Here is a 25,983-nt window from a genome sequence, read left to right on the forward strand (position 1 = left end):
TAATACTATGAATACGATAAAAATAACTTTTGTTCTTCTTTTTCTTGCTGCTATTAATGTGAATGTTTTAGTTGCTCAAGAAGGGCATCCTTTAGAAGGGAAATGGAATTTAACGATTGATCAAGAAGGAGAAAAATTACCATCATGGCTAGAAATTAGACATTCTGGTACAAACATATTAATTGGTAGGTTCACATATGCATTCGGAAGTGCACGACCTATAGCTGAAGTAAAGAAATATGGAGACATTTTTTCATTTGAAATTCCGCCACAATGGGAACCTGGTGCTACCAATATGGAGTTTGAAGGAAAAATTGTGGGTGACGGACTTGAAGGTACCATGATTTATGTTGATGGTAAAACCTATAACTGGACCGCTACCAAATCACCTAAATTGCCATTTTATACAAACCCTAAGGAGGGCAAGTCAATATCTGTATTTAATGGTAAAAATTTAAATGGATGGGATGTAAAACCTAATAATCAATGGGAAGTTGTTGATGGAATACTGACAAGTCCAAAACCTGGAGTAAACCTGATATCAGAAAAAAAATTCAAAGATTTTAAACTTCATGCAGAATTTCGTTATCCAGAAGGGAGTAATAGCGGATTGTATTTGAGAGGTCGTTATGAAGTACAGATAGCAGATAATATTGGTTTAGATGCTTCTTCTATATATTTCGGAGGAGTGTATGGACTTCTTTCACCTAGTGAGAATGTAGCTATGAAAGCTGGAGAGTGGCAAACGTATGATATAACTTTAATTGGTAGACGTGTAACTATTGTTGCAAACGGAAAGACCATTATTTCAAACCAGAATATTGATGGTATGACAGGTGGTGCTTTGGATAATAATGAAGCTGAAGCAGGCCCAATTATGATTCAAGGAGACCATGGTACTGTAGAATTCAGGAAATTAGAAATGATTCCTTTAACAAAAGGATAGTCGAAGTTAACATTAAAAAAAGCCTCCAAATTTGGAGGCTTTTTTAGTTTTTATTCGTCCCAATTCAACTTCGTGATAAGCGCCAGGGCTTTTAATTCTTCATCCTTATGAACAAAAATTTCTATCAAATCTGATAGTGGTGATCCAAAACCTGCTAAACGTGCAGATTCCCTTTCATCTTTAACAATTGGTTCAATAGCATTATCTCGTAAAGTAAGTTCCACTCGATGCGCCTTAATACTGTTACCTCCAAATACTTTGGTATAGTTTGAGTCCATATTTGTTATTTTAAGTTAACGTTCATATCCTGTAAAAAGGCATTGAAATTCTTAAACGTTTTAGTCAATATTTCAATTTGTTCTTGCGCCTCTTTCCAATTTTTTTGCTCAATCGCCTCTCTAACCCCAGGGAGTGTTTTTACGCCATAACCTGTATAAAATCCTGGTGCATAAATTTGATGTTTGAACCAAGGTCTTCTTGGAAGTCCTTTTTCAGAAGTTAGCATATGTTCTGCTTGAATTAGTTTTTTATTGAGTTCATTCTTCGCGTCTTTAGATAGTTTTGAAGTATTCATCTCCTGAAAAACTGTAATAGTTTCCTTCAGCGTAACCAATTCATTTTGTAAAGGAGAAAAATCAATGAAAGGGACTATACTTTTTTTAATAGGTTTTTTGTATTCTTTTGTAGGGTCTGCTGCTAATACATATGCATTCTGAGATACTAACTTATTGTGGTTTTCTACTCCTTTTCGCATCGTATCAGTCTCGTCAATTATTTCTCCCAAATAAGTTGAAACTGTAGCATGCCATTGTGTGAAATTTAATGGAATAACATCAGCATTTGCCAAACGTAGTGTTATACGACCAGCAGTATTTGCTAAGGCCACTCCATAGTCGAAATTTGGGTCTTTAAATCTTTTGTAATGCGGATACGTATCATAAATAGTATGGTATTCTCCACCGTCATTTTCTCCACCAAAACCTAAATTTAAAGCAGCAATACCTGCATGTTGTATAAATGGGGTATAGTCAGAACCTGATCCTAAAGCATACAGTTCAAAAGAGTCATCACCGCCATTTACCATATTTGCGGCAATTTTTCGCTCTTTAACCGAAACTTTAGTTTGTGGGTCAGTTACTGTACCCGCAACTTCACTTACCATTGCTTGTAGTGAATGCGAACCGCCTGCACCTAAGAATCCACGACCGTTACCGTCGGTATTGATGTAGGCGACTACTTTGTCTTGTAACTCCTTTTTATGGTCTTCTACCCATTCGGTAGAACCAATGAGGCCTGGTTCTTCGGCATCCCATGCGCAATACACCAATGTACGTTTAGGTTTTTGACCTTTTTTTGCCAATTCGCCAATTGCACGTGCTTCTTCCATAAGTGCAACCATGCCACTTATAGGGTCGTTTGCACCATGTACCCAAGCATCATGATGGTTACCTCGCATTACCCACTGATCAGGAAACTCTGAACCTTTTAAGGTTGCAATAACATTATGGGCAGGAACCAGTTTCCAATCGAAAACTAGTTTTAAGTGTACTTTGGCAGGACCCGGACCGATGTGGTAGGTTATTGGCAATCCTCCACGCCATGATTCTGGAGCAACAGTACCTTCCAAGGCTGATAATAACGGTAGTGCATCTTCATAAGAAATTGGTAACACAGGAATTTTGGTAATTGTAGGTGCATCCTTTCTATCTAATCTTTTAGCATCTTTGGTGGCTGCATAACCCGGAGTCAAAACATCACCAGGATATGTTGGCATATCCATCACAGAGCCACGTTGTACCCCCGTCTTATTTTTAAAAGCTCCTTCAGGGTAGACATCTCCTTGCCCATAACCATCATCTTCTGGGTCAGAATAAATAATACAACCTATAGCTCCATTTTTAGCAGCTAACTTAGGCTTAATACCTCTCCATGAACCTTGATACTTTGCAATAACGATTTTACCTTTTACACTGATGCCTAGTTTTTCCAATTCTTCGTAGTCTTTTGGAATACCATAATTAACAAAAACGAGCTCAGCTTCCACATCACCATCGGTAGAAAATGCATTGTAACTAGGTAGTAATGCATCACCTTGTGCAGTAAATGGGTCACCCTCAACAGGAACCGCCGTTAGTTTGGCCGTGTATTTTGTGGGTCCGGTTAGTTCTAAAACTCTTTCTGTCGGGTAGGGGAATAAGATATGATAGGTTTCGATTTTTGCATCATAACCCCATGACTTGAACTGACTTTGAATCCATTTGGCATTTTCTTCACCAAATTTAGTTCCGACCCAATGCGGTTCGGCGGACATTTTCTGCATCCATTGATCTAAATTTGTGGGATTTAATTTTGCTTCAAAAGCTTTTTCTAATTCAAGTTCTTTGTTGACATTATCGGGTGAAAAACCGATTATAGAATTTTGAGAAAAGCTAGTAAAGAATGAAAGTAGTAATAGAGAAGTAAGTAATTGTTTCATAATTATATAATATAAGAGTTTACGTTGGGTTAGTTTTTTAGGTTAATTGTTGATCCTGTTTCAGAACTGTTTATGGCTGCTTGCAGAATTTCCATAACAACCATATTATTCTCTAAAGCATATACATTATAGGGTTCTAATTGTAATTTTCCATTTATCACTGCCGCAAACACAGAAAAGGGGTCATTAAATGGTTCTTTTCGTTCTTGTAAAAGAAATGTTTCTTCGGTGTAATCGCTGTAGCCTTTTGAAAGTCGTACTCTTAGTTGAGTAGGATTATCAGAATATATAGCCCCTTTTGTTCCATACAGTTCCATGTCTTTTCTACCAATTGGCCAGTTCCAAGAAGGCTCTAGTATGGCCATTTCATTTTTGTAGGTTAAAATAATCGTTGCATCATCATCTACATTCGGGTTATTCTCTGATTGTAATTGTTGTGTGACGGCAGTTACTGTTAACGGTTTTTTTCCTTTCATAATCCATGTCATTAGGTTTGCACCATAACAACCAAAATCCGTGATTGCACCACCACCATTCAATACTGGGTCTGTTAACCATTCTAAAAATTCATTCGATACTCCTATTTTCTTTGGGCCCTTGTGTCCATCTCTTATAATGACCTTTCTTAAATCACCAATAGTACCTTCATTTAAAAAATTAATTGCTTTAACATTGGTTTCGTACCATGAGGTTTCATAATTCGTTAGAACATGTATTTTATGTTTTTTGGCCAAAGCTTCTATTTTTTGAGCATCTTCTAGAGTGGTTGCCAATGGTTTTTCTACCATAACATGAATGCCTTTTGGAGCACAAGCTTCGACCACACTTAAATGTGCTTTGATATCGCCAAAGGCAGCTACCGCATTTGGTTTAACCTTTTTAATCATTTCGTCCATAGTGTCAAAAACAATATCCATGGAGAATCCAAATTCTTTAGAAAGTTTGTTAGCTAAAGCCTTATTTGGCTCTACAATCCCAACCATTTTCATGTCTGATTGAGATTCTCTACTAAGAATCCATCCTACATGACCATGAGTGAGTCCGGCAACGCCTAATTTCAATGTATTTTCTTGCGCATGGATGAAAAGTGTTGATAAAGTAATCAAAATTAGAATGCAGTATTTAATCATATTCCATAGGGTTTGTATCTAAATATGCTGGCCAAGAATATTATAATATATCCTGCTGTTATGCATGTAGAATAGATATGTAAAATTGGTAGAAAAGGTACTCTATTTTTTATATTAAACCAACCCTATTGAATACTTAACACCATCTAAATAGTATACAAAAGAGTGGCAAAGGCTTAGTTTATGAAAATTTACCATAAATCAAGTTATGATAATCCATTCAATAGGTTCTAAATACGAATGACCAAACGAAAAAGAGACGTATGAAGCAAAATTTTTATGGCTAATTTGAAACCGTATTTTTAAAACACCATGGGTACTTCTATTACGAGTACTTTAGCTTCGCTATTTGCTTTTAAAGTAAATGAGTCGGTTTCCCAAATGCCAAGACCATCTCGCTTATTCAATAGTTGGTTAATCACCTCAATTTCACCCTCTAAAATAAAAATATAAACGCCATTACCTTTTTTCTTAATAGTATATGAATCAGTTTTTCCAGATTCATAATTTCCTAAATGAAACCATGCGTCTTGGTGAATCCAGACCCCATCATCATCTGGGTTAGGTGATAGTATTTGATAGAGGCTGTTCTTGGTCTCAATACTCTTAATCGAAACTTGGTCGTAACGTGGAGTCACATCTTTCTTATTTGGAAATACCCAAATTTGAAGAAATTTCACCAAGTCATCCTTATTTTTATTGTATTCACTATGCGATACTCCAGTCCCGGCGCTCATAACCTGTATTTCTCCTTGTTTAATTACTGTTGAGTTCCCCATATCATCCATGTGTTGGAGATCACCTTCTATTGGAATTGAGATAATTTCCATGTTACTGTGTGGATGTGTTCCAAAACCACGCCCTGCCGCAACTATGTCGTCATTTAAGACTCTTAAAACCCCAAAGTTCATTCGTTCTGAATTATGATAATTTGCGAAACTGAAGCTGTGAAAGGATTTTAACCAACCGTGATCTGCATGACCTCGAGTGTCTGCTTTATGTAAAATCATTTTCATTTAGACGCTATTTATAATCTAAAGTTAGTCTTATTCATAACCAAATATTTACAAAAGGTGAATTGTTTTCTAGAATCTCTAGTATTCAAAAAGTAGGGTTTTACTCGATAGGATCCAATATTAATGCAATAGGTATTATATACTATTAGTTGGGAATAAACGTTATTCCAAAAAATTCCCTGTTCATGATTAAATCAATTTCATTTTTATTTTTGTCACTTTCATTTTTGAGTATTAAGGCTCAAGATAGTGCTGATACTGTTAAACATTTTGGAGCAGGAATTGTCATTGGTGGTGTTGGCGGATATGCGGCTCACAAGATATTTAATGGGCAACGTGGTTGGATATGGGCAGGAGCTGTGGGTAGCAGTTTAGTTGCTGGCCTGGCAAAGGAAACATTATACGACCAACCAAGTGGTGCTTCATGGGAACAAAGGGATGTTCTTTTTACCGCCATTGGTGGGGTAGTTTCAGCACTAGCATTAGAAGTGTTTTTGGGGAATAGTAGAAGAAGAGGTGGGCGTGGTAAGAATTGTGGTTGTTTGGTAACACAATTAGAGCATAAAGAGGAAATTGACTTGACTGTACGTTATGAAAATGGTACTGGAGATATTACTTCAGAATTACAAGCAGCTTACTATTTTAGATGATATTATAATAGGCCCTTAGCCTTAATTTCTAAATATTTATTAATGGTGTTTAGCGTCAACTCTTCTGGTTTCGTCAAGATGGTCTGAATGCCATATTTACGTAGTTCATTAACTACTAATTGCTTTTCATAAATGAATTTTTCAGCTATAGTTTGTTCGAAGATTTCTACGGTGTTATTCACTTTTTCATTGGCAAATGAAAGAAGTTCAGTATTCTCAAAAAATATGACCACTAATAGATGTTGTTTTGCAATTGCTTGTAAATAGGGTAATTGCCTATGTAGCGCATCTAACGTTTCAAAGTTCGTGTAAAGCAACAATAGGCTTCTTTGTGGTAAATTTCTTTTGACTTCTATATATAACCTGCTAAAGTCGCTTTCTACAAAATTCGTATTAAGATTATATAACGTTTCAAGAATGAGATTCATTTGTGAACTTCTACGTTCTGCAACAACTCTATTTTCTACTTTATTACTGAAGGAAAACATACCGGCCTTGTCATTTTTTTTAAGTGCGATGTTACTGATAACCAGTGTAGAGTTTATGGCATAATCTAATAAGCTGAGTCTAGCGAAAGGCATTTTCATCACTCTGCCCTTATCGATAACGGAATAAACAGGTTGTGATTTTTCGTCTTGAAATTGGTTAAGCATCAGTTGCCCTTTTTTGGCTGTGGCTTTCCAATTTATATTTCTAATATTATCACCTTGTATATAATCTTTGATCTGCTCAAACTCCATAGTATGTCCTATGCGCCTTATTTTCTTAATACCATGTTCGAAAAGTCTATTTCTAAATGCCATAAGGTCGTATTTTCGAAGCTGTAAAAAGGAGGGGTAAACGGGCACTTCCTTATCTTGGTTAAAGGTGTGTTTTCGTGCAAAAAAACCAATAGGTGAACTTGTAAATACATTTAACTTACCAAAGTTATATAGGCCCCTTTCAACAGGTCTAACCGTATAGGAGTATTTTCTTTGTTCACCACTTTTTAATTGGCTAAATATAATAAAATCTCTCTTTTGGAATTGAAACGGAAGTTCATCAATAATTTTCAGGGAAACTCCAAATAGGTATTCATTGATTATTTTAATTTGTATCTGATTATCATCTCCGTTCGATAGTTTATCCGAAACAATTCGATCAGCAATAAGAGTACCTTTCGATAAAAATAACAGCAATATGTCGACAAGGCTAAATACCAATAAAACATAAAATATTGATTTAGCGAGTATAGTAATACTTTCAAAAATGTATGAAACCAAGAAACAAACAATTACTCCCGCTAACAGCAGGAAAAATCGTTTTTGAAGATATGTATTTTTGAATGTCTTTTTCACGGTTACTTACCTTGGAATTTCTATGGTTTGAATTAAATCTTGAACCATTTTTTTAGCCGTTAAGCCTTCCATTTCACGTTCGGGTGTTAATATGATTCGGTGACATAAAATAGGACTTACGACTTTTTTTATATCATCAGGAGTAATAAAATCTCTACCATTAATAGCTGCAACCGCCTTTGAAGCATCTAAAATTGCTATAGAAGCTCTTGGTGACGCACCTAAATAGAGGTTGGCATTCGTTCTGGTATTGTTGACGATTGCCGCAATATATTTAAGCAAATTATCTTCAACGATAATGTCTTTTATTACATCTTGATACGCTGCAATTTCTGCAGCGGAAAGAACTGAATCAATAAGGCCTTCGACATTAGTATTTTTCTGCTGATGCTTATTTTCTAAAATTTGAATTTCTTCTTCAAGGGAAGGATAGTGAACATTGATTTTAAATAAGAAACGATCCAATTGGGCTTCGGGTAATCTATAGGTGCCTTCTTGTTCAATAGGGTTTTGCGTAGCGAACACTAAAAATGGAGGCTCCATTTCATATGTTTGACCATCAATTGTTATTTGCCGCTCTGCCATAGCTTCAAAAAGGGCTGCTTGTGTTTTTGCAGGAGCACGGTTTATTTCATCAATTAAAATAATGTTTGAAAATATCGGACCTTTTTTAAATTCGAATTCAGACGTTTTTAGATTAAAAATGGAAGTTCCTAGAATATCACTTGGCATTAAATCTGGTGTGAATTGTATTCTACTAAAATGAACGTTCATTGTTTTTGCTAGTAATTTTGCCGTAACGGTTTTGGCAACGCCTGGAACTCCTTCAATTAATGAATGTCCGTTTGCCAAGATAGATACAATCAATAGTTCTATCATGTCTTGTTGACCGATGATTACCTTACCTAATTCTGACTTAACCTTGGCAACAGATTCCTGAAGTTTAGTGAGGTCTAGACGAGAATTAAATTCTAGTGGGTTGTCATCTTGTATTGTATCTTCCATAAGATTTTTTAAATGTATTTATTTTTCTTGACAGGGCTATTGTATCCTGTTCTGTGTGTAAAGGTTTGTTTTTTAAACCCAGTATAAATTTTATTAATTTTTTTGTCTCTTCAATAGATTTATCTGATTTAGCAGCTAGTTGCGTCATTAACTTTTCATCTAAAATCGACGTGTCTAAGTAATATCTGCTTCTTAAATAAGTCAAAAAGTAGTTTATTTTTTTACTGTTCAAGTTGGTGTAATCTTTGTTTTGATAATAAAGTGAACCAACAGTTCTTGCAAATTCAACCGAAGAATTTTCCAAAGGTTTTATGATAGGGATACTACGTTGTTCTCGCTTCGCCTTGAAAATAACAAAAAGTAATAAACCTATTATAGTAAGGTAATAACTCCATTTTAAGGTTGGCTGGTTTAATACAAAACGCAAAGGGGAAGTAATAATTTTTCGCCCCGATTTTTTGTAGTCATCCCAATATAAATAGTGGTCTTTTAAATAGGAAAGACTGTTGATGCTATACGAACTAGAGTCACTTAATAAATAGTAATTGGTGAACCCAACGGGTAGTGTATTTATCAGAAAACTTCCTTCACCGAATTTCGTTTTTATGAAATTTGGTTTTTTGGCGGTTATATTTTCAGAGGTATTTAAGAGCGATTTATCTTTAAAACTAATGTGCCCTAAAATTATGGTGTTTAAAGTATCAATTCTAATAAAATATGCAGGGTTGGCACCTCTTTTAAATTCAAAAGTCTCCGCTTTAAATCTATTATTCGTTAAACTTACACTAGCAGTATCTTCCTTAAAATCATAATGTCGTTCAATTTCAATGTTTAGGGTGTCGGCTAAAACCCCGTATAGTTCATTTGCAGCAATAAAAACTTGATTCCCTTCGGCTACATAGTTCAATAATTGATTTGATTCTTGCTCATCAAACGTAATAGTATTATTGATTAAAAGATAATTTGAAAGTTGCGAAGAATCACGTTTAGTGAGAACGCTATACATACTTTCTTCAATAGTCTCGATTTCATTATTCGGAAAAATTGAGTGTAGTTCACTATATAACACAAAGCATCCAAAAGGTGTTTTTGAATTAGAAGTATATGAAGGCCTCCAATTAATGGGTTTGGGGCGTACTATTTCAGTAACGATAATACCAATGAGTACCGCTATTAAAAAAACAAGTATAATTTTTGAACGCCTTTCCAAATTATTGCGGAATTAGTTTATTAATGGATTCAAAATCTGAAATGAATTTTTCATATTTTATTTCATCAATGGGTTGTACCCCATACCATATATGGTTATAGAGGTAGGCTACTTTCTTAAAACCATGTTGCAGTGACGGTTGTTTTATTTCGGTCAAATAATCAGTATTTGTTTTTTTAAAATGCCACTGAATAACGTCCTTTTTAGACAGTTTTTGTAGGGTAATCAGAAATTGATATCTAATAGCCAGGCGATAATCTTTATTTGTTAATGCGATATTTAATAGATTATTTAAATCTATGGTCTCGATATGTTCTTCGTTGAGTTCGACACTATTAAGATTTTTAGCTTTTTTATTGAAAATGGAACTGAAACTTTCATTGCTAAACACTTTTACCAATACATAAATTGCCAATAAGAATAGTAAAAGGTAAATGAGATACTCTAAAAATTGTAGTAATTGAGGCGGTAATTCTATGCCAAATATGTTTTGCATACGCTGTCCTATCCAGTTTAAAAAGCGAGAAAGTAGGTTTTGGGATTCTCCTGTTTTAGCCGTGTACTTAAATTCTTCACCAGAATATTTTTTGGAGAAGTCTTCATTTAACTTCCGTTGTATTACAATAGAAGAAGAATCAATACGCACTATACTATCATTTCTCTCTTCTGCACATGTGCATAGGGGAATAAAGAACAATATGAAAAGGATAAAGGTGTGTTTCAAATTAGTCGTTGAGCCCTATTTGTTCTATGGTCGCCCGTGTACTTTCGTTATAGGTCTTTTCATGTAAGGCATAATATAAGATTCCATTAATAAATTGGGTGAGACATTGCCCATATACAGCGATAATTAAGACAAAACATGTTCCCAAAGTGTAAATTACGGTAGATAGAACAGAGTGAGCATAGTCCACAATGTTTTCTACTACATGAAAGGTGTAAATACCTATAATAATTCCAGGAATCATCAGTGCAATCAACAGTAAGATACCTAACAACAGTCCTAATATAAAATTCACTCCAACAGATTTCCAAAAATTACTGGTTACCAATCGCCAGCCTTCGCCTAAAGCATCTGTGACCCCTTTTTTCTTATCCAACATATCAAAAAACGAAACACCGAGCCATGCAGCTACAAAGAACTGAACGATGTATTGTATAAAGATGCCCAAAATAGGAATGATTGCTAAAATTATTGAAGCGATGAAGAAAACGAGGTAAATGGGAATTAGTATTAGTATAAAAAGGACAACATTCCCAAACTGACCTTTTGCAAATTCCCAAACTTCCTTTTTATCAAAATTTTGATTTTTGTTTTCAACATATTTTATCATATAACCACTAGCTAACGAATAGTTTAAAATAGCAATGAGAATGAAAATAACGAAGAACAGAACACCACCAACAATCAGAGATACATAGTAATCTTTTTCAAAGCCAATCGTGCCGGAAAAAGAACTTAGGTTCGTTTCATTTGCTATTAATCCAATAACTCCTGAAACCAATAAATAGCTTGTAATTAGAAGGCCAATTAAAAAAATACCATTATAGCTTATAAAAACATTGGTAAAGTTTTTAATATTCTGTTTAAAAAAGTCAAAGTAAACGGAAATTATTTCTCCGAAATCACGGTTTACCCGTAACGGTATGTAATTGTCTTTCATGTTTCTTATTGAGTATGATAGGGTATGCTAAATAATAGTAAATAATTAAAAATAAGGAAGAACAGATAATGAGAAATGCCAGCCAATTGGGCATGTCGGTGTATCGTGTTATAAAGCCTTCGATAAAGCCTGCAATAATGAAAAATGGAATGGTGCTCACGACTACTTTTAGACCATCTTTGGCGCCTTTCATAAATGAGGTACGCCTAGAGTATGTTTTAGGAAAAAGAATACTGTTTCCCATGATTAAACCTGCACACCCAGCAATAATGATTACTGAAATTTCAATTGTACCATGTAACCAAATCTGCTTATTAGCTTCAAAGAAGACATCTTTGGTATAAAAAAAGGTAATGAAAGCGCCAAGCATTATACCATTACTGAAAAGAATATACCCCGTGCCGATACTGGTTATGACGCCAAAAGAAAAGGCTAAAAAAGCGACTCTAATATTGTTAATGGTTATCCCCAAAAAACTTCCTATTTCGCTACCACCTTTATAAATTGCAGCTGGGTCACCGTCTGCAATATTGTTAAGTGTTTCGTTTACATAGGCATCACCTAAAATAAGCCTCACAAAAGTGGCGTCATTCAATGCAGATAATGAACCAATTATAGATGCGACAATAAAAATCAAGAATGCACTACCTAACGTTTTGTGATACTGTTTGAAAAATAAAGGGAATTCAGTCAGCCAAAAATCTAAAATACGGTTACTGCTCTCCTTTTTATTTTTATATATTTTTTGATGCGCCTGTGAAGCTAACCCGTTTAAATACAATAAAGTCTTACTTTCTGCGTAATACGTTTGTGCGTACGCCAAGTCATTGGTCAATTGAATATACCCATTGGCAAGTTCATCTGGATTTGTGTTGGACCCAAGGTTAATGGCCTTTTCAAATACTATCCATTTTTCCTTATTTTGCCTAACAAAAGCAGCTTCGCGCATAAATAGTGTTTACCACGTTAAATTTAAGACTTAATGAATAACCTCCAAATCAATACAACGCAAAATGTTTACCTTAATTATACAATTGTTAGTCTTGGGGAACGAATTCTAGCTTTTTTTATTGATGCCTTTATTCTATATCTGTATTCTATTTTAGTTAATTTGGTTGGAGATGCTATTGGTTATGTTTATGATGACCGCTGGACTCAAAGGGGGCTGGTGGCATTAATTTTACTACCGGCGATGTTTTATAGTCTATTGATGCATAGTATCTTTGATGGAAGGACAGTAGGCAAAATGCTACTTAAAATGAGAGTAGTAAAAGTTGATGGTTCGCCTGTACATTGGAGCAATTATTTAGTACGGTGGATGTTGCGCTTGGTCGATATTTGGTTGTTCATTGGCTCAATAGGAATTTTGACCATTCTCTTTTCAGAAAAGAGACAACGATTAGGTGATACAGCTGCAGGTACCGTGGTCATAAGCACAAAAAACGAAACAACAGTTTTCCATACGATTCTAGAAGAAGTTGAAGATACGTATGTACCTGTTTTTACAAATGTTACATTAATGACCGATAGGGATATACGATTAATTAAAGAAACTTTTAATTTAGCGAAAAGAAGTAATGATTTTAAGACATTAAGGGCTTTAAGAGACAAGGTTGATAGTATATTGCAGACTAATTCAAATTTGTATGATATGGCGTATTTGGATACTGTTTTAAAGGATTATAATTACTTCACTCAAAAGGTATAAGCAATGTTTTATTTTATTATTGACATATTAGGCACAATAGCATTTGCAATTTCGGGTGTTTTAGTAGCCATGGATAAAAAATTGGATGTTTTCGGGGTACTTATTATTGCCTTTGTAACCGCAGTTGGTGGTGGTACTTTACGTGACCTTTTAATAGGTATTAAGCCGGTAGGATGGTTGAATGCACCCCTGTTTCTTCTTATTATAGTAGTGACGGTGATTTTGACAATTATTTTTGTAAAGCAGTTGAAATATGTTAGAAAATCACTCTTCCTATTTGATACTATAGGTATTGGACTATATACCATGGTGGGCGTTGAAAAAGGATTGGAAGCAGAACTTTCGCCTATTATGTGCATTGCTTTAGGTACTATAACGGCTTGCTTTGGCGGTGTAATACGGGATATTCTCTGTAATGAGATTCCCGTAATATTTAGAAAAGAAATATATGCGACGGTATGTATATTGGGTGGTGTCGTCTACTTTATATTTATACAATTCCCTATTAATAAAACAATTGCTCATAGTATGGCAATCGCGACGATAATTATAATGAGAATATTGGCTGTTCGATTTAAAATTTCATTACCTAACATTTATAGAAGTAGTTCCTAACTAGCAACTAAAGAAAGTTCTTTAATCCAACCGGATATTTTATTTTACTGTTTACTGTTTACTGTCAACTATTCAATAACTTCTGCTTTTTCAATATAAATATTCTGCTTAGGCCAATCACCTTGCTCAACAGGTTGGTTGTTAATTTTATCAACAACGTCCATTCCTTCAATCACTCTACCAAAAGGTGTGTATTCATTATCAAGGTGATACGAGCCAGGTTTCGTCACTACGATAAAAAATTCAAAAGGCGAAGCAAGCATATGTGGGTTGTCTATTTCGCTACTAGGCATAGAAATAGTTCCGCGATCATGCCGATGTCCTTTGCCCGTGTCGGGTGGTAAAAGGTACCTACCTATATCACTTCTCTTTTTTCCAGTTTTACGATCATCTGAATTTCCACCCTGAATAATAAAATTTTTGACAACCCTATGAAATTGGGTGTAATCAAAATACCCTTTGCTGGTTAGGTATATAAAATTTGCGCGGTGATAGGGTACATTCTCGTAAAGCTCAACGGTAAAGCTACCAAGTCTTGTGGTAATTTTCACCTTATTAGATTTTAAGGTTTTTTCGTAGTTGAAAAAGAATTCTATAGCATTGTCTTCTGTAAGTTCAAATTCTTTCTCAGCTGGTTTTGTTTTCGTATTCGTTTCACTTTGGATAGAATCTATAGCTACTGATGTAGTTGATGTTGTAATTTTAGGTTTCTTAGAAGTATCTTTGCAACCTACAGCTAGTGCGGCCGTGAAGATAAAATACAAACAGAATTTAAGTAATTTCATGGATTTCGATTTTTTTGAAGAACAAGTATCAAAAATAAAAAATCTACCGCTACCGGGAGAGGCTTCGCAGTATAAAATGGCACCAAAAGGTCGTATAGAAGACTTAAAGAAAATAAATTTAGAAAAGAAGAACCCTAGAAAAGCGGCCGTTATGGCGTTATTCTATCCAGCAGTAAGTAAGGAGACAAATCTACTTCTCATTTTGCGTAAAACGTACAATGGCGTACATTCCAATCAGGTAGGTTTTCCAGGTGGTAAGGTTGAACAGTCTGATGCAGATTTAATGGCTACTGCTTTGAGGGAAACCCAGGAAGAAGTAGGAGTAGAGCCTATTGATGTTACCGTTTTAAAGGAATTATCTGAGATTTTTATACCCCCAAGTAACTTTATTGTACAACCGTTTATAGGTCTTTATAAAAATCCTAAACCATTTATCAAACAAGATGATGAGGTCGAACTGATTTTAGAAGTACCGCTATTGCATTTTTTGGACGAAACAAAAATTATAAACAAAAAAATCACTACTTCTTATGCGATAGATGTTGAGGTACCAGCCTTTAAATTAAATGGTTACATCGTTTGGGGAGCAACGGCAATGATGTTGAGTGAGATTAAAGAGTTAATAAAGCAAGTGTTGTAATGCATATTTATTTATTTTAGCATTTATGGGATTATTTAAGACGAACCCTTTCGGGCATAATCTATATATTAAAAAATGGCTGATTCGTATATTGGCCTTGTTATCGCATCAACGCTATAAGCGTTTTAATACATTAGAAATAGATGGCTCTGAGGTGATACGAAACTTACCAGATAGAAATGTTTTATTTGTAAGTAACCACCAAACCTATTTTGCAGATGTAGTGGCTATGTTTCATGTTTTCAATGCGAGTTTAAGTGGAAGGGAAGATTCCATCAAAAACCTGGGGTACATATGGCAACCTAAATTGAATATGTACTATGTAGCTGCTGCAGAGACCATGAAAAAAAGTCTTTTGACCAAAATCATGGCCTATGCAGGTTCAGTAAGTGTAGAGAGAACCTGGCGAGCAGAAGGTCAAGATGTTAAAAGACAGGTAAAAATGAGCGATATTTCTAGTATCGGTAAAGCTTTGAACGATGGTTGGGTAATTACTTTTCCTCAAGGTACAACAACACCTTGGAAGCCATTACGAAAGGGAACTGCCCATATTATAAAGAAATATAGACCAGTTGTAGTACCGGTAGTAATAGATGGTTTTAGGCGTTCTTTTGATAAAAAAGGGCTCCGTATCAAGAAAAAAGGGATTCTACAATCTATGGTCATCAAAGAGCCGTTGGAATTTGATTACGATAATGAGTCTAGCGAATCAATAATTGAGAAATTGGAGTATGCCATTGAGCAGCACCCTTCATTTTTAAAGGTAATTTCTAAAAAAGACTTATTGGCTTACGAAGAGGAAAATAAAAAACGTAAATGGAAAAAATCCTAAATTTCCAATCGACTTAATTCTGTATAGTTTTTCTTTAATTTTCCTAGAAGCAGTCCGTATAGTAGGAAATAAAATAGGGATAATCCTGCTATAAAAACTAAACCAAAGATACCCAAGGAAATCATTAATGTTACCTTTAATTTATCAGGCGAAAAATCTTTTAAACGATTACCTATTTCAGGAAAGGCATGGGTAATATCATTGTTTAAATAAATGGCCATGATTATGGCAAAAAAGAACAAGGTTGATATGGCTAAAGAGAATATCACATAATATTTGACAGTTCTTCGCGTCTTGATAATTTTTCTCATTAGATTTTTAGAATTATCAAGTACAGAAATTTCCTTAAATCTGAGGTAGAATTGATAAATGAAATAAAAGACTACGGCATAGTACGAAATGGAAAGTCCTAAAAAATACCTAGAAACGCCAAGATTTTTATATACTTGCATGCTATCCTCCATTCCTGGTAAAAAATATAGGAATTGAGGTAAGACAAACTCCAAAATACTTATAATCAATATCCACTTGACCACGGATGATGATTTCTTCCATATCATCTTGTGAATATCTTCATAGCTTAATTTAGGAATATCAAACTCCTTTTTCTGCCAGTCTTTTTTTAATAATTCCAGTTCATCCGTCATACCTTTATGGTTTCAAAATGGTTCTTAATTTTGTTTTGATACGGTTCATTTTTACACGTGCATTTACCTCTGATATCCCTAAAGTATCTGATATTTCAGTGTAATTTTTATCCTCTAGGTATAAAAAGACCAAAGCTTTATCGACGTCACCCAATTGCTTTACGGCCTTATACATCAGCTTTAATTGTAATTCTTCAGTTTCATCATATTCATCTGCCTTTATCTTAAAAATGATGGATTCGTAATCAGCAGTATCAATTCTCTTTTTATTCTTACGGTATAAGGTTATAGCAGTATTTAACGCTACTCGATACATCCATGTACTAAACTTCGCCTCGCCCCTAAACTTGGGATAGGCTTTCCATAATTGAATCGTGATTTCTTGAAACAGGTCATTATGAGAGTCGCGGTCATTTGTATATAGTGTACATACCTTATGGACAATATTTTGATTGTCCTGCAGCTCGGTCACAAATTTGTGTTCCAGTTCCTTGTTCACTAGTGGTTGGTTGTTCTTACGATGTTAGTCTTACGAAAGTTTTATTTGTTACAATATATCTTTTTCTGAAGCATAAAAAAAGTGCTCAAGGTAAACCTGGCACTTTTTATACGTGTACAATTGTTGTTTAATTTCTATAATCTAGTGCAGGTGCCCTATCTCCTAAAAGAGGAATATATTTAAAATCTGCTCCTCTTTGATCTAAAAATTCTGCTTTTGCATTTTCCACCATTTTTTTATCCTTGAATAAATCAATAGCAGTTTTAGTCAGTGTCTTAGCAGCTACCATCATTCCTTTTCTGCCGATAGATGTTCCACCAGCAGCAACAGCTTGCCAGCTATGTGCAGATGTGCCTGGCACCCATGTAGCTGTACTGAATCCGACAGTTGGCACCGTAAAGCTCACATCTCCAACATCTGTTGAACCAAAAGGTCTTGCTTCTGTTTTGTATGGTTGAACATTTTTAGCTACAGCTAAATCTGCTTTATCCATACCTAAGGTTTTCGCAATTTTATCAGCAAAGACTTTCTCTTCTGTGGAGTACGCTATACCACCTACTTCAGATAGGTTTTCATGCATCAATTTTTGAAGAGTTAGGTTTGGTAATAACTCATGTGTTCCTCCAATCATTTCATAATCCATTGTAGTGCCAGTGCCTAAAGCAGCACCTTCAGCAGCTTTCACTATTCGGTCAAAAATATCAATAACAACATCACGGTTAGTATGGCGAGCATAGTAATACACTTCTGCAAAATCTGGTACCACGTTCGGTGCTTTACCTCCTTCTGTGATTACATAATGAATTCTAGCTTCTTGCGGTATGTGCTCACGCATCATATTCACCATCATATCCAAAGCTTCAACACCATCTAATGCAGAACGGCCTTTTTCAGGGGAAGCAGCTGCATGGGCAGAAACTCCATAAAACCTGAATTTAGCGGATTTATTTGCCAATGCTGCACCAGCACTTGCTGCATTTTGCGCACCCGGATGCCAGTGTAACGCAATGTCTACATCGTTAAACAGACCCTCACGAACCATATATACTTTACCTGAGCCACCTTCTTCCGCAGGTGTTCCATAAAATCGTATGGTACCTTGCATTTTATTGGCAGCCAACCAATCTTTAGTTGATATTGCAGCAGCAGCAGATGCTGTTCCGAAAAGGTGATGACCGCAAGCATGACCTGCTACCTTACCTGCAGATTCCTTTACGGCTACCGCTTTTTGAGATAATCCGGGTAGTGCATCAAACTCGCCCATAATAGCAATAACGGGACTTCCGCTACCATATTCGGCAATAAACGCTGTTGGTATACCGGCAACTCCCTTTTTAACAGTAAAGCCAGCACCTTGTAATGTCTTTTGTAAAAGGCCAGAACTTTGTTCTTCTTGATAACCCATCTCTGCGAAATCCCAAATTGTTTGGGCTATAGTACCGTAAGATTCACTTTTTTGTTCTAAATCTTTTAAAATTTCCTTTTCGCTCTTTTGTGCGTTCACTGACAATAAGGTTGCACTTAGGGCAACCAATAAAAATAGGGATTTTTGCATATTTAGTATTGTTTGAGTTAGACCTTAAAGATACTAAAAACAGAATATTGTTTTAAAGTAGAACCCCAATTTGTTTAATTTTACATTTAACCTTGTATCTATGAACATACCACTTTCCAGCTATCCTCGAATCGTTATTATAGGTGGTGGTTTTGGGGGGATATCCCTTGCCAAAAAACTGAGTAAAAAAGAAGTTCAAGTCGTTCTTTTAGATAAGAACAATTACCATACTTTTCAGCCTTTATTATATCAAGTTTCTACTGGAGGCTTAGAACCAGATTCAATTGCCTACCCCTTAAGAAAAGTATTGATTGGTTATGATAATTTTTATTTTCGTTTGGCAGAGGTAAATGAGGTGTATCCTGATAAAAAGAAAATCAGTACGAATATAGGCGAACTAACATATGACTATTTGGTAGTTGCTACCGGCTCTGAAACCAATTTCTTTGGAAATACTGAAATTGAGAAAAATGCAATGTCAATGAAATCGATTCCGCAATCACTTAATCTGAGAAGTCTGATTTTAGAAAACTTTGAGCAAGCCCTATTAACCGATGATTATCACGAACGTGATGCACTGATGAATTTTGTTATTGTTGGCGGTGGACCAACAGGAGTAGAGCTTGCAGGTGCTTTGGCAGAAATAAAAAAGGGAGTTCTACCCAAAGATTATCCTGATTTAGATACGAGAAGGGCGCAAATAAACATTTTACAAGGAGGAGACCGTCTTTTAGATGGTTTTAGTGATCAGGCTTCCAAAAAAGCAGAAGATTTCTTGGAAAAATTAGGGGTCCAGGTCTGGAAAGGGGTACGGGTAACAGGATATGATGGAAAAACAGTAACCACAAAAACTGATTTAGTTTTTGAATCTGCCACGGTAGTCTGGGCGGCAGGAGTAAAAGGCGCAGGTATTAAAGGCTTGGATGCAGAGGAAGTTTTAGCTGGAGGAAATAGGATCAACGTTAATGAATTTAATCAAGTAGTCGGTTACCCAGAGATTTTTGCTATAGGCGATATTGCATATATGGTAACAGAAGATAATCCACGTGGGCATCCTATGGTCGCACAACCGGCAATTCAACAAGGTAAACTTCTAGGAGAAAACCTGGCAAACCTAATTCAATATAAACCTATGAAACCTTTTAAGTATTTTGATAAGGGTAGTATGGCGACAGTAGGCAGAAATAAAGCAGTTTGTGATATTAATGGCTATCGATTTCAAGGTATTTTTGCTTGGTTTGTGTGGATGTTCGTCCACCTATTCTTTCTGATAGGGTTTAGAAATAGAATGGTCGTGTTTATCAATTGGGTATATAATTATATAAAGTTTGATCGTGAAGCACGTTTGATAATTAGGCCTTTTAAAAGAGATTATAGTCAATTTAAAGATTAAGTGAATTCTTAATTTAGCACCTTATAACTTCAACTTTTAAAACAATTTAATTATGCTGATATGGGAGTATTAGGTGAAAGTTTAATTGAAGTGTCGTAGTGTACACTTTCGGTAGTAAATTTAAATTATGATATTTTCAGTCACCTTTTCGAGGATGAAATTTATTCATCACTTCCGCTAAATGTGTACGGTCTACGTGCATGTAAATTTCTGTTGTGGTGATACTTTCATGGCCCAGCATTTGTTGAATAGCACGAAGGTCAGCGCCATTTTCTAATAAGTGTGTAGCAAATGAATGCCTAAACGTATGTGGGCTTATGCTTTTTTGAAGTCCTACTGTGACGGCAAGGTTCTTTACAATGGTAAATATCATAGCCCTAGTCAGTTGTTTTCCTCTTCGATTTAAAAATAATATATCTTGAAACCCTTCTTGTATATTAAGGTGAACCCGAATCTCATTACGATAGATAGAAATGTATTTTTTGTTAACGGGACTAATGGGCACAAACCTTTGCTTATCACCTTTGCCAGTTACTTTGATAAAATCTTCATCAAAAAAAAGGTCTGATATTTTTAAGCCAATAAGCTCAGAAACCCGCAAACCACAACCATATAATGTTTCAAGTATGGCACGATTACGTTCACCTTCGGGCGTGCGCAAGTTTATCGCTTGAATCAATTTGTCTATTTCGTTTTCTGAAAGTGTATCGGGTAATTTTCGTCCAATTTTAGGGGACTCGATTAAATCTAACGGATTGTCTTTTCTATAATCCTCAAAAATTAAATAATTGAAGAAGCTCTTAAGGCCAGATATAATTCTGGCTTGTGACCTGGGGTTGACCACCTTTGCAATTTCATATATAAATTGCTGTACGGTACCCTTGTCTATTTGAATTGGCTCAACTTTTATGTTATGTGATTCTAAAAAGGCCATCAGTTTTTCAATATCTCTGGTATAGCTTTGAATGGAGTTTTTTGATAGCCCTCGTTCTAGTTTAAGATAAATGGTGTAGTCATTAAGAGCCTGTTTCCAATTCATGGGTTAAATATAAATAATCTCTTACATTATGACATAGATAATGATTTCTTGTACATGAGAAAGTCGGTGCCAATTTTCTATTATTATACTAATAACGGTTTCAAAACGTTTTAGACCTAATAAAAACTAAGTTTTCAACTATGAAAAAAGTTATGTTTTTGATATTCTTATCAGTTCTTGTATCTAAAGTAAGCGGTCAAGAAGGTTTTAAAATGGGGATACAGGCTGGATTGCCTTTTAATGATTTTAATGAAGCGCTAAGTGTTGTTGTTGGGGTTGATGTCTCTTATATGCACCCGTTGGGCGAAGTTGTTGATATAGGTCCATCGGTGGGTTATATTCACGGGTTTGCAGAAACGTTTCAATCAAATGTTGTTAGCGCTGATTTAGAATCGGTTCAGTTTCTTCCACTGTCGGCAGGAGTTCGATTTTGGACGTCGAATTATTTTTCATTTGGAGGGAATGTAGGTTGGGCAATGGGAATAAATGAAGGTAATGACGGTGGTTTATATTACAGACCAACGATTGCCTATTTAATGAGTTCTAGTGTTGAGATTAATTTTTCATATACAGGCATTGAATTAGATGCTGCCACTTGGTCAACATTAACACTAGGTATCGTATATAATTTTGAACCTAAATATAGAACTCGGCGTTAATTGGAAATAGAGCTTAAAGAAGTAGTACTTCTACAGATTCCTATCTATAGTTAAGGCAACATTTATTACTTTTGAACCATGAAAATTATCATTATTAATGGTCCCAATTTAAATTTGTTGGGAAAAAGAGAGCCAGATGTCTACGGGGTAGAAACGTTTGAAGATTACTTTTCAAAACTTCAATTTAAATTTAAGGATATCGAGTTGGAGTATTTTCAATCCAATATAGAGGGAGAATTGATTTCCAAAATTCAGGAAACAGGTTTTTCTTATGATGGTATTATTTTAAATGCGGCCGCTTACACACACACGTCTATAGGTATTGGAGATGCTGTTAAGGCTGTTGAAACTCCCGTAGTTGAAGTACATATATCAAATACGCACAAGCGTGAAGAGTTTAGGCATATTTCTTATATTTCTGCAGCAGCAAGCGGTGTTATTTTGGGTTTCGGACTCAAAAGTTATGACTTGGCCATTGAAAGTTTTAAGGAGTAATTACTATAATCTTTTAACATCTACCAGCCCATTCTATAACGTACATAGTAAGAAAATTGATTACTATGAAAAGAATTGGCTTTATACTATGCAGCATATCCTTACTGTTATACGTATCATGTAGTGACGAAAGTGATTTGGCACTTACACCAATACCCCAAAATTCGATAACTATTACCAATGCTTTCTCTAACTTGATATTTTCAAGTCCTTTAGACTTGCAATCGCCTGAAGATGGAACCAACAGAATTTTCGTTGCAGAAAAGGGCGGTGTTATAAAAACGTTTGAGAACAGAGAATTGGTAGAAGACGCATCCACATTCTTAGATATTTCAAGTAGAACTGCAACCACTAGTGAATTGGGTCTACTAGGTATAGCTTTTCATCCAAAGTATAGTACAAATGGGTTTCTGTATGTGACCTATACGCCAAGTGAAGATTTGGCCGTAATTTCTAGATTTAAAGTTTCTGAAACTGATATTAATACAATAGATGAATCTAGTGAGACAATTCTATTACAAATTCCACAACCGTTCACGAACCATAATGGTGGTCAATTGGCTTTTGGTTCTGATGGATATTTATATATTGCGTCGGGCGATGGTGGTGGTTCGGGTGATCCAAATGGGAATGCTCAGAACTTAGATAACCTTTTAGGAAAGATTTTACGGATTGATGTAAATATGGAAGATCCCGGATTGAATTATGCAATACCAACGGATAACCCGTTTGTAGGTGATGAGAATGCCAGAAGTGAAATATACGCATACGGCTTAAGGAATCCTTGGAGATTTAGTTTTGATGTTCAAACCAATACGATTTGGACAGGTGATGTTGGCCAAGATGAATTAGAAGAAATAAACATTATCGAAAAGGGAGGTAATTATGGATGGAATATTCTTGAAGGCACTTCTTGCTATCAAAATACAGATTGTAATACGACGCGCACTATAGGGCCAGTTTTTGAATATGGCCACAGTACTAATGATAAATCAATTACAGGTGGCTATGTCTATAGAGGAACTAAAATACCTGAACTAAATGGCTATTATATTTATGGCGATTTCGTGTCTGGCAGAATTTGGGCCTTAGATCAGTCGGGAAATAATCAGTTGTTGTTAGGGACCGGTTTAGGTATATCTTCTTTTGGAACCGACGCAAGCAACGAATTGTATATTTGTAGTTTCGATGGAAAAATTTACCAACTTATGGCAGATAATTAATTAAGAGATTTCTCTTCGGGTCTTAAATACTTTGCTTCAACATAGAAAGTAGCGAAGGGTAGAAGAGAGGCTGCCCCAAATATCAAGAGTTTCTTAACACCCCATTTTTTCTGATAGCCAACTACAATTGTAAGTACTATAAAAGCAATAAATAGAAATCCATGAGCATAGCCAACTAATTTATTGGGTCCAGGTATTTCTGCCCAATATTTTAAGGGCATGGTTACCGCGAACAACGCCAAATAAGAGATTCCTTCCAAAATTGCCGTTGCTCGAAATAATTTTAACATGTTTGTTTTTTTTAATACTTATAAATGGATTACCTCATCATATGCTGCCGCAACTGCTTCCATAACAGCTTCGCTCATAGTAGGGTGTGGATGAACAGTTTTCAAGACTTCATGGCCTGTCGTTTCTAGTTTGCGACCTAAAACTGCTTCAGCAATCATATCGGTTACACCAGCGCCAATCATGTGGCAACCCAACCATTCGCCATATTTAGCGTCAAAAATAACCTTTACGAATCCTTCAGATGCTCCAGATGCTTGCGCTTTACCACTTGCAGAGAATGGAAACTTTCCTACTTTGATTTCGATACCTTTTTCTCTTGCTTGCTTTTCGGTTAAACCTACGGAAGCAATTTCAGGGGAACAGTATGTACAACCTGGTATGTTTCCGTAATCCAATGGTTCTACATGCATATCTGCAATTTTTTCAACACACAGTATACCTTCAGCCGAAGCAACGTGTGCTAGAGCTTGACCTGGTGTAACATCACCAATAGCATAATAACCAGGTATGTTGGTTTGGTAAAAGTCATTCACCAAAATTTTATCACGATCAGTTGCAATACCAACATCTTCAAGCCCTATATTTTCAATATTTGTCTTGATACCAACTGCTGATAGAACGATATCAGCCTCTAAAATTTGTTCACCTTTAGAAGTTTTTACCGTAACTTTTACACCATCACCAGAGGTATCAACAGAAGTAACTTCTGCTGAAGTCATTATTTTGACTCCTGCCTTTTTGAAACTTTTCTCTAATTGTTTTGAAATATCCTCATCTTCAACAGGAACAATATTTGGTAAATATTCTACTACGGTAACTTCAGTACCCATAGAATTATAGAAGTATGCGAATTCAATACCGATTGCTCCACTACCAACAACAATCATCTTCTTCGGCTGTTTTTCTAAGGTCATTGCTTCCCTATAGCCTATGATTTTTTCACCATCTTGGGGTAAATTAGGTAACTCTCTACTTCTAGCACCTGTAGCAATAATAATATGTTTGGCGCTATATTCGGTTTCAGAACCATCTTCGGGCTTGACAGTTACTTTTTTGCCAGTTTTTAAAGTCCCGTAGCCCTTAATAACTTCAATTTTATTCTTTTTCATTAAGAACTGGACCCCTTTGCTCATTCCGCCGGCAACTCCACGACTTCTTTTAACAACAGCATCAAAATCCTTATCAACACTTTCTGCTTTTAATCCATAATCTTCAGCATGTTGCAGATATTCAAATACTTGTGCAGATTTCAATAAGGCTTTAGTTGGAATACAGCCCCAATTTAAGCAAACGCCTCCAAGACTTTCTTTTTCTATAATGGCAGTCTTAAATCCTAATTGTGAAGCCCGAATAGCAGTAACATATCCTCCTGGACCACTACCTAAAACAATAATATCGAAAGTGCTCATATTTTGATTTTTTTGATGTTTTAAATGAGGTGCAAAAGTACAAAACCAAATCGAAATTTGGGTTAGTCAATTTAACATTTATGATTGTAGTACTAGGTCATAATTTGTTGCAGACTACTATAGATAGGCTCCAAATAGTTGAATAGTATTCAGAGCTTATCTAATAGTGTTTAATCTCTTGGCATGGTAAACTACTGTATAGATGGATAATGCGTAATCTTCATCTAAACATAATATTCAAGGTCTTATTTTGAATCAGGCACAAAATTTAAAGCGACTCCATTAACACAATGTCGTAAACCAGTTGGTTTTGGGCCATCTTCAAAAACGTGTCCTAAATGGCCGCCACATGTGCCACAATGCTCTTCGGTTCTTTTGTAGCCTGCTTTAAAATCTACATCATAACTTACATTGCCTTCTATTTCTTCATAAAAACTTGGCCATCCTGTACCAGATTTAAATTTTGTCTTGCTTTTAAATAGAGGAGTTGAACAAGCAGCACAAACGTAAGTTCCTTCCTTTTTGTTCTCTAATAATTCGCTAGTAAAAGGGTTTTCGGTTGCAGCTTCACGCAATACATAATACTGTTCATCGGTCAACTCTTTTTTCCATTCTTCTTTGGTTTTTTGAACCTTAAATTCTTTTTGTTGCTCGGTTTTTGATTCTGTAGCCATTTCTTTCTCCTGTGATGTTACCTTGCAACTTGCAAAAAGTACCAATAGGGCTATTCCAATTTTTATTTTCATAATGCAATTTTAA

Annotated in this window: 28 protein-coding genes; 10 read left to right on the forward strand and 18 right to left on the reverse strand. The window is 35.4% G+C overall.

Features of this window, described 5'->3' with window-relative positions; translation table 11 throughout:
• Nucleotides 1-7: 7 nt before the first annotated feature.
• Nucleotides 8-946 (forward strand): DUF1080 domain-containing protein, encoded by a 939-nt coding sequence (locus ES765_RS02865; RefSeq protein WP_138111089.1) that lies wholly within the window; start codon nucleotides 8-10, stop codon nucleotides 944-946.
• A gap of 50 nt (nucleotides 947-996) precedes the next feature.
• Here ES765_RS02865 and ES765_RS02870 read toward each other — a convergent pair whose 3' ends face one another.
• From ES765_RS02870 to ES765_RS02885, 4 genes are all read right to left on the reverse strand, one after another.
• Complete coding sequence (locus ES765_RS02870; protein ID WP_138111090.1) at nucleotides 997-1,224, reverse strand: putative signal transducing protein; 228 nt, start codon at nucleotides 1,222-1,224, stop codon at nucleotides 997-999.
• Nucleotides 1,225-1,229: 5 nt separating this feature from the next.
• Nucleotides 1,230-3,422: a M28 family metallopeptidase gene (locus ES765_RS02875; protein WP_138111091.1), complete on the reverse strand. Its 2,193-nt coding sequence runs from the start codon at nucleotides 3,420-3,422 to the stop codon at nucleotides 1,230-1,232.
• 29 nt (nucleotides 3,423-3,451) lie between these two features.
• Complete coding sequence (locus ES765_RS02880; protein ID WP_138111092.1) at nucleotides 3,452-4,552, reverse strand: Gfo/Idh/MocA family protein; 1,101 nt, start codon at nucleotides 4,550-4,552, stop codon at nucleotides 3,452-3,454.
• A 302-nt stretch (nucleotides 4,553-4,854) separates the two neighbouring features.
• A complete protein-coding gene (locus ES765_RS02885) occupies nucleotides 4,855-5,568 on the reverse strand; it encodes a pirin family protein (protein ID WP_138111093.1) in 714 nt (237 codons plus the stop codon).
• Nucleotides 5,569-5,753: 185 nt separating this feature from the next.
• On the opposite strand from ES765_RS02885, the gene ES765_RS02890 reads away from it, so the two are divergent.
• A complete protein-coding gene (locus ES765_RS02890; protein ID WP_138111094.1) occupies nucleotides 5,754-6,218 on the forward strand; it encodes a hypothetical protein in 465 nt (154 codons plus the stop codon).
• A 2-nt stretch (nucleotides 6,219-6,220) separates the two neighbouring features.
• Here ES765_RS02890 and ES765_RS02895 read toward each other — a convergent pair whose 3' ends face one another.
• The 6 genes from ES765_RS02895 to ES765_RS02920 are packed head-to-tail and all read right to left on the reverse strand — an operon-like array spanning nucleotide 6,221 to nucleotide 12,383.
• Nucleotides 6,221-7,555, reverse strand: a complete 1,335-nt coding sequence (locus tag ES765_RS02895; protein ID WP_138111095.1) for a DUF58 domain-containing protein — start codon at nucleotides 7,553-7,555, stop codon at nucleotides 6,221-6,223.
• A 6-nt stretch (nucleotides 7,556-7,561) separates the two neighbouring features.
• A complete protein-coding gene (locus ES765_RS02900; protein ID WP_138111096.1) occupies nucleotides 7,562-8,560 on the reverse strand; it encodes an AAA family ATPase in 999 nt (332 codons plus the stop codon).
• Nucleotides 8,538-9,770: a DUF4350 domain-containing protein gene (locus tag ES765_RS02905; protein ID WP_138111097.1), complete on the reverse strand. Its 1,233-nt coding sequence runs from the start codon at nucleotides 9,768-9,770 to the stop codon at nucleotides 8,538-8,540. Before ES765_RS02905 ends, ES765_RS02900 begins: the two co-directional genes overlap by 23 nt.
• A 1-nt stretch (nucleotide 9,771) precedes the next feature.
• Nucleotides 9,772-10,494 (reverse strand): hypothetical protein, encoded by a 723-nt coding sequence (locus tag ES765_RS02910; protein ID WP_138111098.1) that lies wholly within the window; start codon nucleotides 10,492-10,494, stop codon nucleotides 9,772-9,774.
• 1 nt (nucleotide 10,495) lies between these two features.
• Nucleotides 10,496-11,434: a hypothetical protein gene (locus ES765_RS02915; protein ID WP_138111099.1), complete on the reverse strand. Its 939-nt coding sequence runs from the start codon at nucleotides 11,432-11,434 to the stop codon at nucleotides 10,496-10,498.
• The gene (locus tag ES765_RS02920) at nucleotides 11,397-12,383 is read right to left on the reverse strand and encodes a stage II sporulation protein M (protein ID WP_138111100.1); all 987 of its coding nucleotides are present in this window, start codon (nucleotides 12,381-12,383) and stop codon (nucleotides 11,397-11,399) included. Before ES765_RS02920 ends, ES765_RS02915 begins: the two co-directional genes overlap by 38 nt.
• A 33-nt stretch (nucleotides 12,384-12,416) precedes the next feature.
• Here ES765_RS02920 and ES765_RS02925 point away from each other — a divergent pair, with 33 nt between their 5' ends.
• The gene (locus ES765_RS02925) at nucleotides 12,417-13,142 is read left to right on the forward strand and encodes an RDD family protein (RefSeq protein WP_138111101.1); all 726 of its coding nucleotides are present in this window, start codon (nucleotides 12,417-12,419) and stop codon (nucleotides 13,140-13,142) included.
• A 3-nt stretch (nucleotides 13,143-13,145) separates the two neighbouring features.
• Complete coding sequence (locus ES765_RS02930) at nucleotides 13,146-13,757, forward strand: trimeric intracellular cation channel family protein (protein ID WP_138111102.1); 612 nt, start codon at nucleotides 13,146-13,148, stop codon at nucleotides 13,755-13,757.
• 68 nt (nucleotides 13,758-13,825) lie between these two features.
• On the opposite strand, the gene ES765_RS02935 is transcribed toward ES765_RS02930, so the two are convergent.
• A complete protein-coding gene (locus tag ES765_RS02935) occupies nucleotides 13,826-14,542 on the reverse strand; it encodes a peptidylprolyl isomerase (protein WP_138111103.1) in 717 nt (238 codons plus the stop codon).
• Here ES765_RS02935 and ES765_RS02940 point away from each other — a divergent pair.
• Together ES765_RS02940 and ES765_RS02945 are read left to right on the forward strand one after the other, a co-directional pair.
• On the forward strand, nucleotides 14,541-15,182 hold the full coding sequence (locus ES765_RS02940; RefSeq protein WP_138111104.1) for an NUDIX hydrolase: 642 nt from the start codon (nucleotides 14,541-14,543) through the stop codon (nucleotides 15,180-15,182). The two genes, ES765_RS02935 and ES765_RS02940, sit on opposite strands and share 2 nt — an antisense overlap.
• A 25-nt stretch (nucleotides 15,183-15,207) precedes the next feature.
• Complete coding sequence (locus ES765_RS02945) at nucleotides 15,208-16,014, forward strand: lysophospholipid acyltransferase family protein (RefSeq protein ID WP_138111105.1); 807 nt, start codon at nucleotides 15,208-15,210, stop codon at nucleotides 16,012-16,014.
• Here the strand turns inward: ES765_RS02945 and ES765_RS02950 are convergent.
• The 3 genes from ES765_RS02950 to ES765_RS02960 form a co-directional block, all read right to left on the reverse strand.
• Nucleotides 16,011-16,661, reverse strand: a complete 651-nt coding sequence (locus ES765_RS02950; RefSeq protein WP_138111106.1) for a hypothetical protein — start codon at nucleotides 16,659-16,661, stop codon at nucleotides 16,011-16,013. The genes ES765_RS02945 and ES765_RS02950 overlap by 4 nt on opposite strands.
• A 4-nt stretch (nucleotides 16,662-16,665) precedes the next feature.
• Nucleotides 16,666-17,160: an RNA polymerase sigma factor gene (locus tag ES765_RS02955; RefSeq protein WP_138111107.1), complete on the reverse strand. Its 495-nt coding sequence runs from the start codon at nucleotides 17,158-17,160 to the stop codon at nucleotides 16,666-16,668.
• A gap of 127 nt (nucleotides 17,161-17,287) precedes the next feature.
• On the reverse strand, nucleotides 17,288-18,715 hold the full coding sequence (locus tag ES765_RS02960) for an amidohydrolase (protein WP_138111108.1): 1,428 nt from the start codon (nucleotides 18,713-18,715) through the stop codon (nucleotides 17,288-17,290).
• 100 nt (nucleotides 18,716-18,815) lie between these two features.
• Here ES765_RS02960 and ES765_RS02965 point away from each other — a divergent pair, with 100 nt between their 5' ends.
• Nucleotides 18,816-20,108 carry an NAD(P)/FAD-dependent oxidoreductase gene (locus ES765_RS02965; protein ID WP_138111109.1) on the forward strand — a complete coding sequence of 431 codons (1,293 nt, stop codon included), beginning with the start codon at nucleotides 18,816-18,818 and terminating at the stop codon, nucleotides 20,106-20,108.
• A gap of 136 nt (nucleotides 20,109-20,244) precedes the next feature.
• On the opposite strand, the gene xerD is transcribed toward ES765_RS02965, so the two are convergent.
• Complete coding sequence (gene xerD, locus ES765_RS02970) at nucleotides 20,245-21,147, reverse strand: site-specific tyrosine recombinase XerD (RefSeq protein WP_138111110.1); 903 nt, start codon at nucleotides 21,145-21,147, stop codon at nucleotides 20,245-20,247.
• A gap of 140 nt (nucleotides 21,148-21,287) precedes the next feature.
• On the opposite strand from xerD, the gene ES765_RS02975 reads away from it, so the two are divergent.
• From ES765_RS02975 to ES765_RS02985, 3 genes are all read left to right on the forward strand, one after another.
• A complete protein-coding gene (locus ES765_RS02975) occupies nucleotides 21,288-21,806 on the forward strand; it encodes an outer membrane beta-barrel protein (RefSeq protein WP_138111111.1) in 519 nt (172 codons plus the stop codon).
• Nucleotides 21,807-21,884: 78 nt separating this feature from the next.
• Nucleotides 21,885-22,301, forward strand: coding sequence for a type II 3-dehydroquinate dehydratase (gene aroQ / locus ES765_RS02980; RefSeq protein ID WP_138111112.1), 417 nt, complete (start codon nucleotides 21,885-21,887; stop codon nucleotides 22,299-22,301).
• A 65-nt stretch (nucleotides 22,302-22,366) separates the two neighbouring features.
• Nucleotides 22,367-23,524: a PQQ-dependent sugar dehydrogenase gene (locus ES765_RS02985; protein WP_138111113.1), complete on the forward strand. Its 1,158-nt coding sequence runs from the start codon at nucleotides 22,367-22,369 to the stop codon at nucleotides 23,522-23,524.
• On the opposite strand, the gene ES765_RS02990 is transcribed toward ES765_RS02985, so the two are convergent.
• From ES765_RS02990 to msrB, 3 genes are all read right to left on the reverse strand, one after another.
• Nucleotides 23,521-23,814 (reverse strand): DUF3817 domain-containing protein, encoded by a 294-nt coding sequence (locus tag ES765_RS02990; protein WP_138111114.1) that lies wholly within the window; start codon nucleotides 23,812-23,814, stop codon nucleotides 23,521-23,523. The two genes, ES765_RS02985 and ES765_RS02990, sit on opposite strands and share 4 nt — an antisense overlap.
• 18 nt (nucleotides 23,815-23,832) lie before the next feature.
• On the reverse strand, nucleotides 23,833-25,224 hold the full coding sequence (gene lpdA, locus ES765_RS02995) for a dihydrolipoyl dehydrogenase (RefSeq protein WP_138111115.1): 1,392 nt from the start codon (nucleotides 25,222-25,224) through the stop codon (nucleotides 23,833-23,835).
• A gap of 245 nt (nucleotides 25,225-25,469) precedes the next feature.
• Nucleotides 25,470-25,970, reverse strand: a complete 501-nt coding sequence (msrB, locus tag ES765_RS03000) for a peptide-methionine (R)-S-oxide reductase MsrB (RefSeq protein ID WP_138111116.1) — start codon at nucleotides 25,968-25,970, stop codon at nucleotides 25,470-25,472.
• Between the last annotated feature and the right edge of the window lie 13 nt (nucleotides 25,971-25,983).

The organism is Maribacter sp. ACAM166, from assembly GCF_005771495.1.
Taxonomy (GTDB): domain Bacteria; phylum Bacteroidota; class Bacteroidia; order Flavobacteriales; family Flavobacteriaceae; genus Maribacter.

Excerpts from the sequence above, each read along its gene's own strand:
- ES765_RS02990 (WP_138111114.1), bottom strand. The coding sequence starts at position 23,814 with ATGTTAAAATTATTTCGAGCAACGGCAATTTTGGAAGGAATCTCTTAT.
- ES765_RS02925 (WP_138111101.1), top strand. The coding sequence starts at position 12,417 with ATGAATAACCTCCAAATCAATACAACGCAAAATGTTTACCTTAATTAT.
- ES765_RS02880 (WP_138111092.1), bottom strand. The coding sequence starts at position 4,552 with ATGATTAAATACTGCATTCTAATTTTGATTACTTTATCAACACTTTTC.
- ES765_RS02940 (WP_138111104.1), top strand. The coding sequence starts at position 14,541 with ATGGATTTCGATTTTTTTGAAGAACAAGTATCAAAAATAAAAAATCTA.
- ES765_RS02865 (WP_138111089.1), top strand. The coding sequence starts at position 8 with ATGAATACGATAAAAATAACTTTTGTTCTTCTTTTTCTTGCTGCTATT.
- ES765_RS02875 (WP_138111091.1), bottom strand. The coding sequence starts at position 3,422 with ATGAAACAATTACTTACTTCTCTATTACTACTTTCATTCTTTACTAGC.
- ES765_RS02890 (WP_138111094.1), top strand. The coding sequence starts at position 5,754 with ATGATTAAATCAATTTCATTTTTATTTTTGTCACTTTCATTTTTGAGT.
- ES765_RS02920 (WP_138111100.1), bottom strand. The coding sequence starts at position 12,383 with ATGCGCGAAGCTGCTTTTGTTAGGCAAAATAAGGAAAAATGGATAGTA.
- xerD (WP_138111110.1), bottom strand. The coding sequence starts at position 21,147 with ATGAATTGGAAACAGGCTCTTAATGACTACACCATTTATCTTAAACTA.
- ES765_RS02900 (WP_138111096.1), bottom strand. The coding sequence starts at position 8,560 with ATGGAAGATACAATACAAGATGACAACCCACTAGAATTTAATTCTCGT.
- ES765_RS02930 (WP_138111102.1), top strand. The coding sequence starts at position 13,146 with ATGTTTTATTTTATTATTGACATATTAGGCACAATAGCATTTGCAATT.
- ES765_RS02870 (WP_138111090.1), bottom strand. The coding sequence starts at position 1,224 with ATGGACTCAAACTATACCAAAGTATTTGGAGGTAACAGTATTAAGGCG.
- ES765_RS02950 (WP_138111106.1), bottom strand. The coding sequence starts at position 16,661 with ATGACGGATGAACTGGAATTATTAAAAAAAGACTGGCAGAAAAAGGAG.
- lpdA (WP_138111115.1), bottom strand. The coding sequence starts at position 25,224 with ATGAGCACTTTCGATATTATTGTTTTAGGTAGTGGTCCAGGAGGATAT.
- ES765_RS02945 (WP_138111105.1), top strand. The coding sequence starts at position 15,208 with ATGGGATTATTTAAGACGAACCCTTTCGGGCATAATCTATATATTAAA.
- ES765_RS02935 (WP_138111103.1), bottom strand. The coding sequence starts at position 14,542 with ATGAAATTACTTAAATTCTGTTTGTATTTTATCTTCACGGCCGCACTA.
- ES765_RS02960 (WP_138111108.1), bottom strand. The coding sequence starts at position 18,715 with ATGCAAAAATCCCTATTTTTATTGGTTGCCCTAAGTGCAACCTTATTG.
- ES765_RS02985 (WP_138111113.1), top strand. The coding sequence starts at position 22,367 with ATGAAAAGAATTGGCTTTATACTATGCAGCATATCCTTACTGTTATAC.
- aroQ (WP_138111112.1), top strand. The coding sequence starts at position 21,885 with ATGAAAATTATCATTATTAATGGTCCCAATTTAAATTTGTTGGGAAAA.
- ES765_RS02975 (WP_138111111.1), top strand. The coding sequence starts at position 21,288 with ATGAAAAAAGTTATGTTTTTGATATTCTTATCAGTTCTTGTATCTAAA.
- ES765_RS02915 (WP_138111099.1), bottom strand. The coding sequence starts at position 11,434 with ATGAAAGACAATTACATACCGTTACGGGTAAACCGTGATTTCGGAGAA.
- ES765_RS02965 (WP_138111109.1), top strand. The coding sequence starts at position 18,816 with ATGAACATACCACTTTCCAGCTATCCTCGAATCGTTATTATAGGTGGT.
- ES765_RS02885 (WP_138111093.1), bottom strand. The coding sequence starts at position 5,568 with ATGAAAATGATTTTACATAAAGCAGACACTCGAGGTCATGCAGATCAC.
- msrB (WP_138111116.1), bottom strand. The coding sequence starts at position 25,970 with ATGAAAATAAAAATTGGAATAGCCCTATTGGTACTTTTTGCAAGTTGC.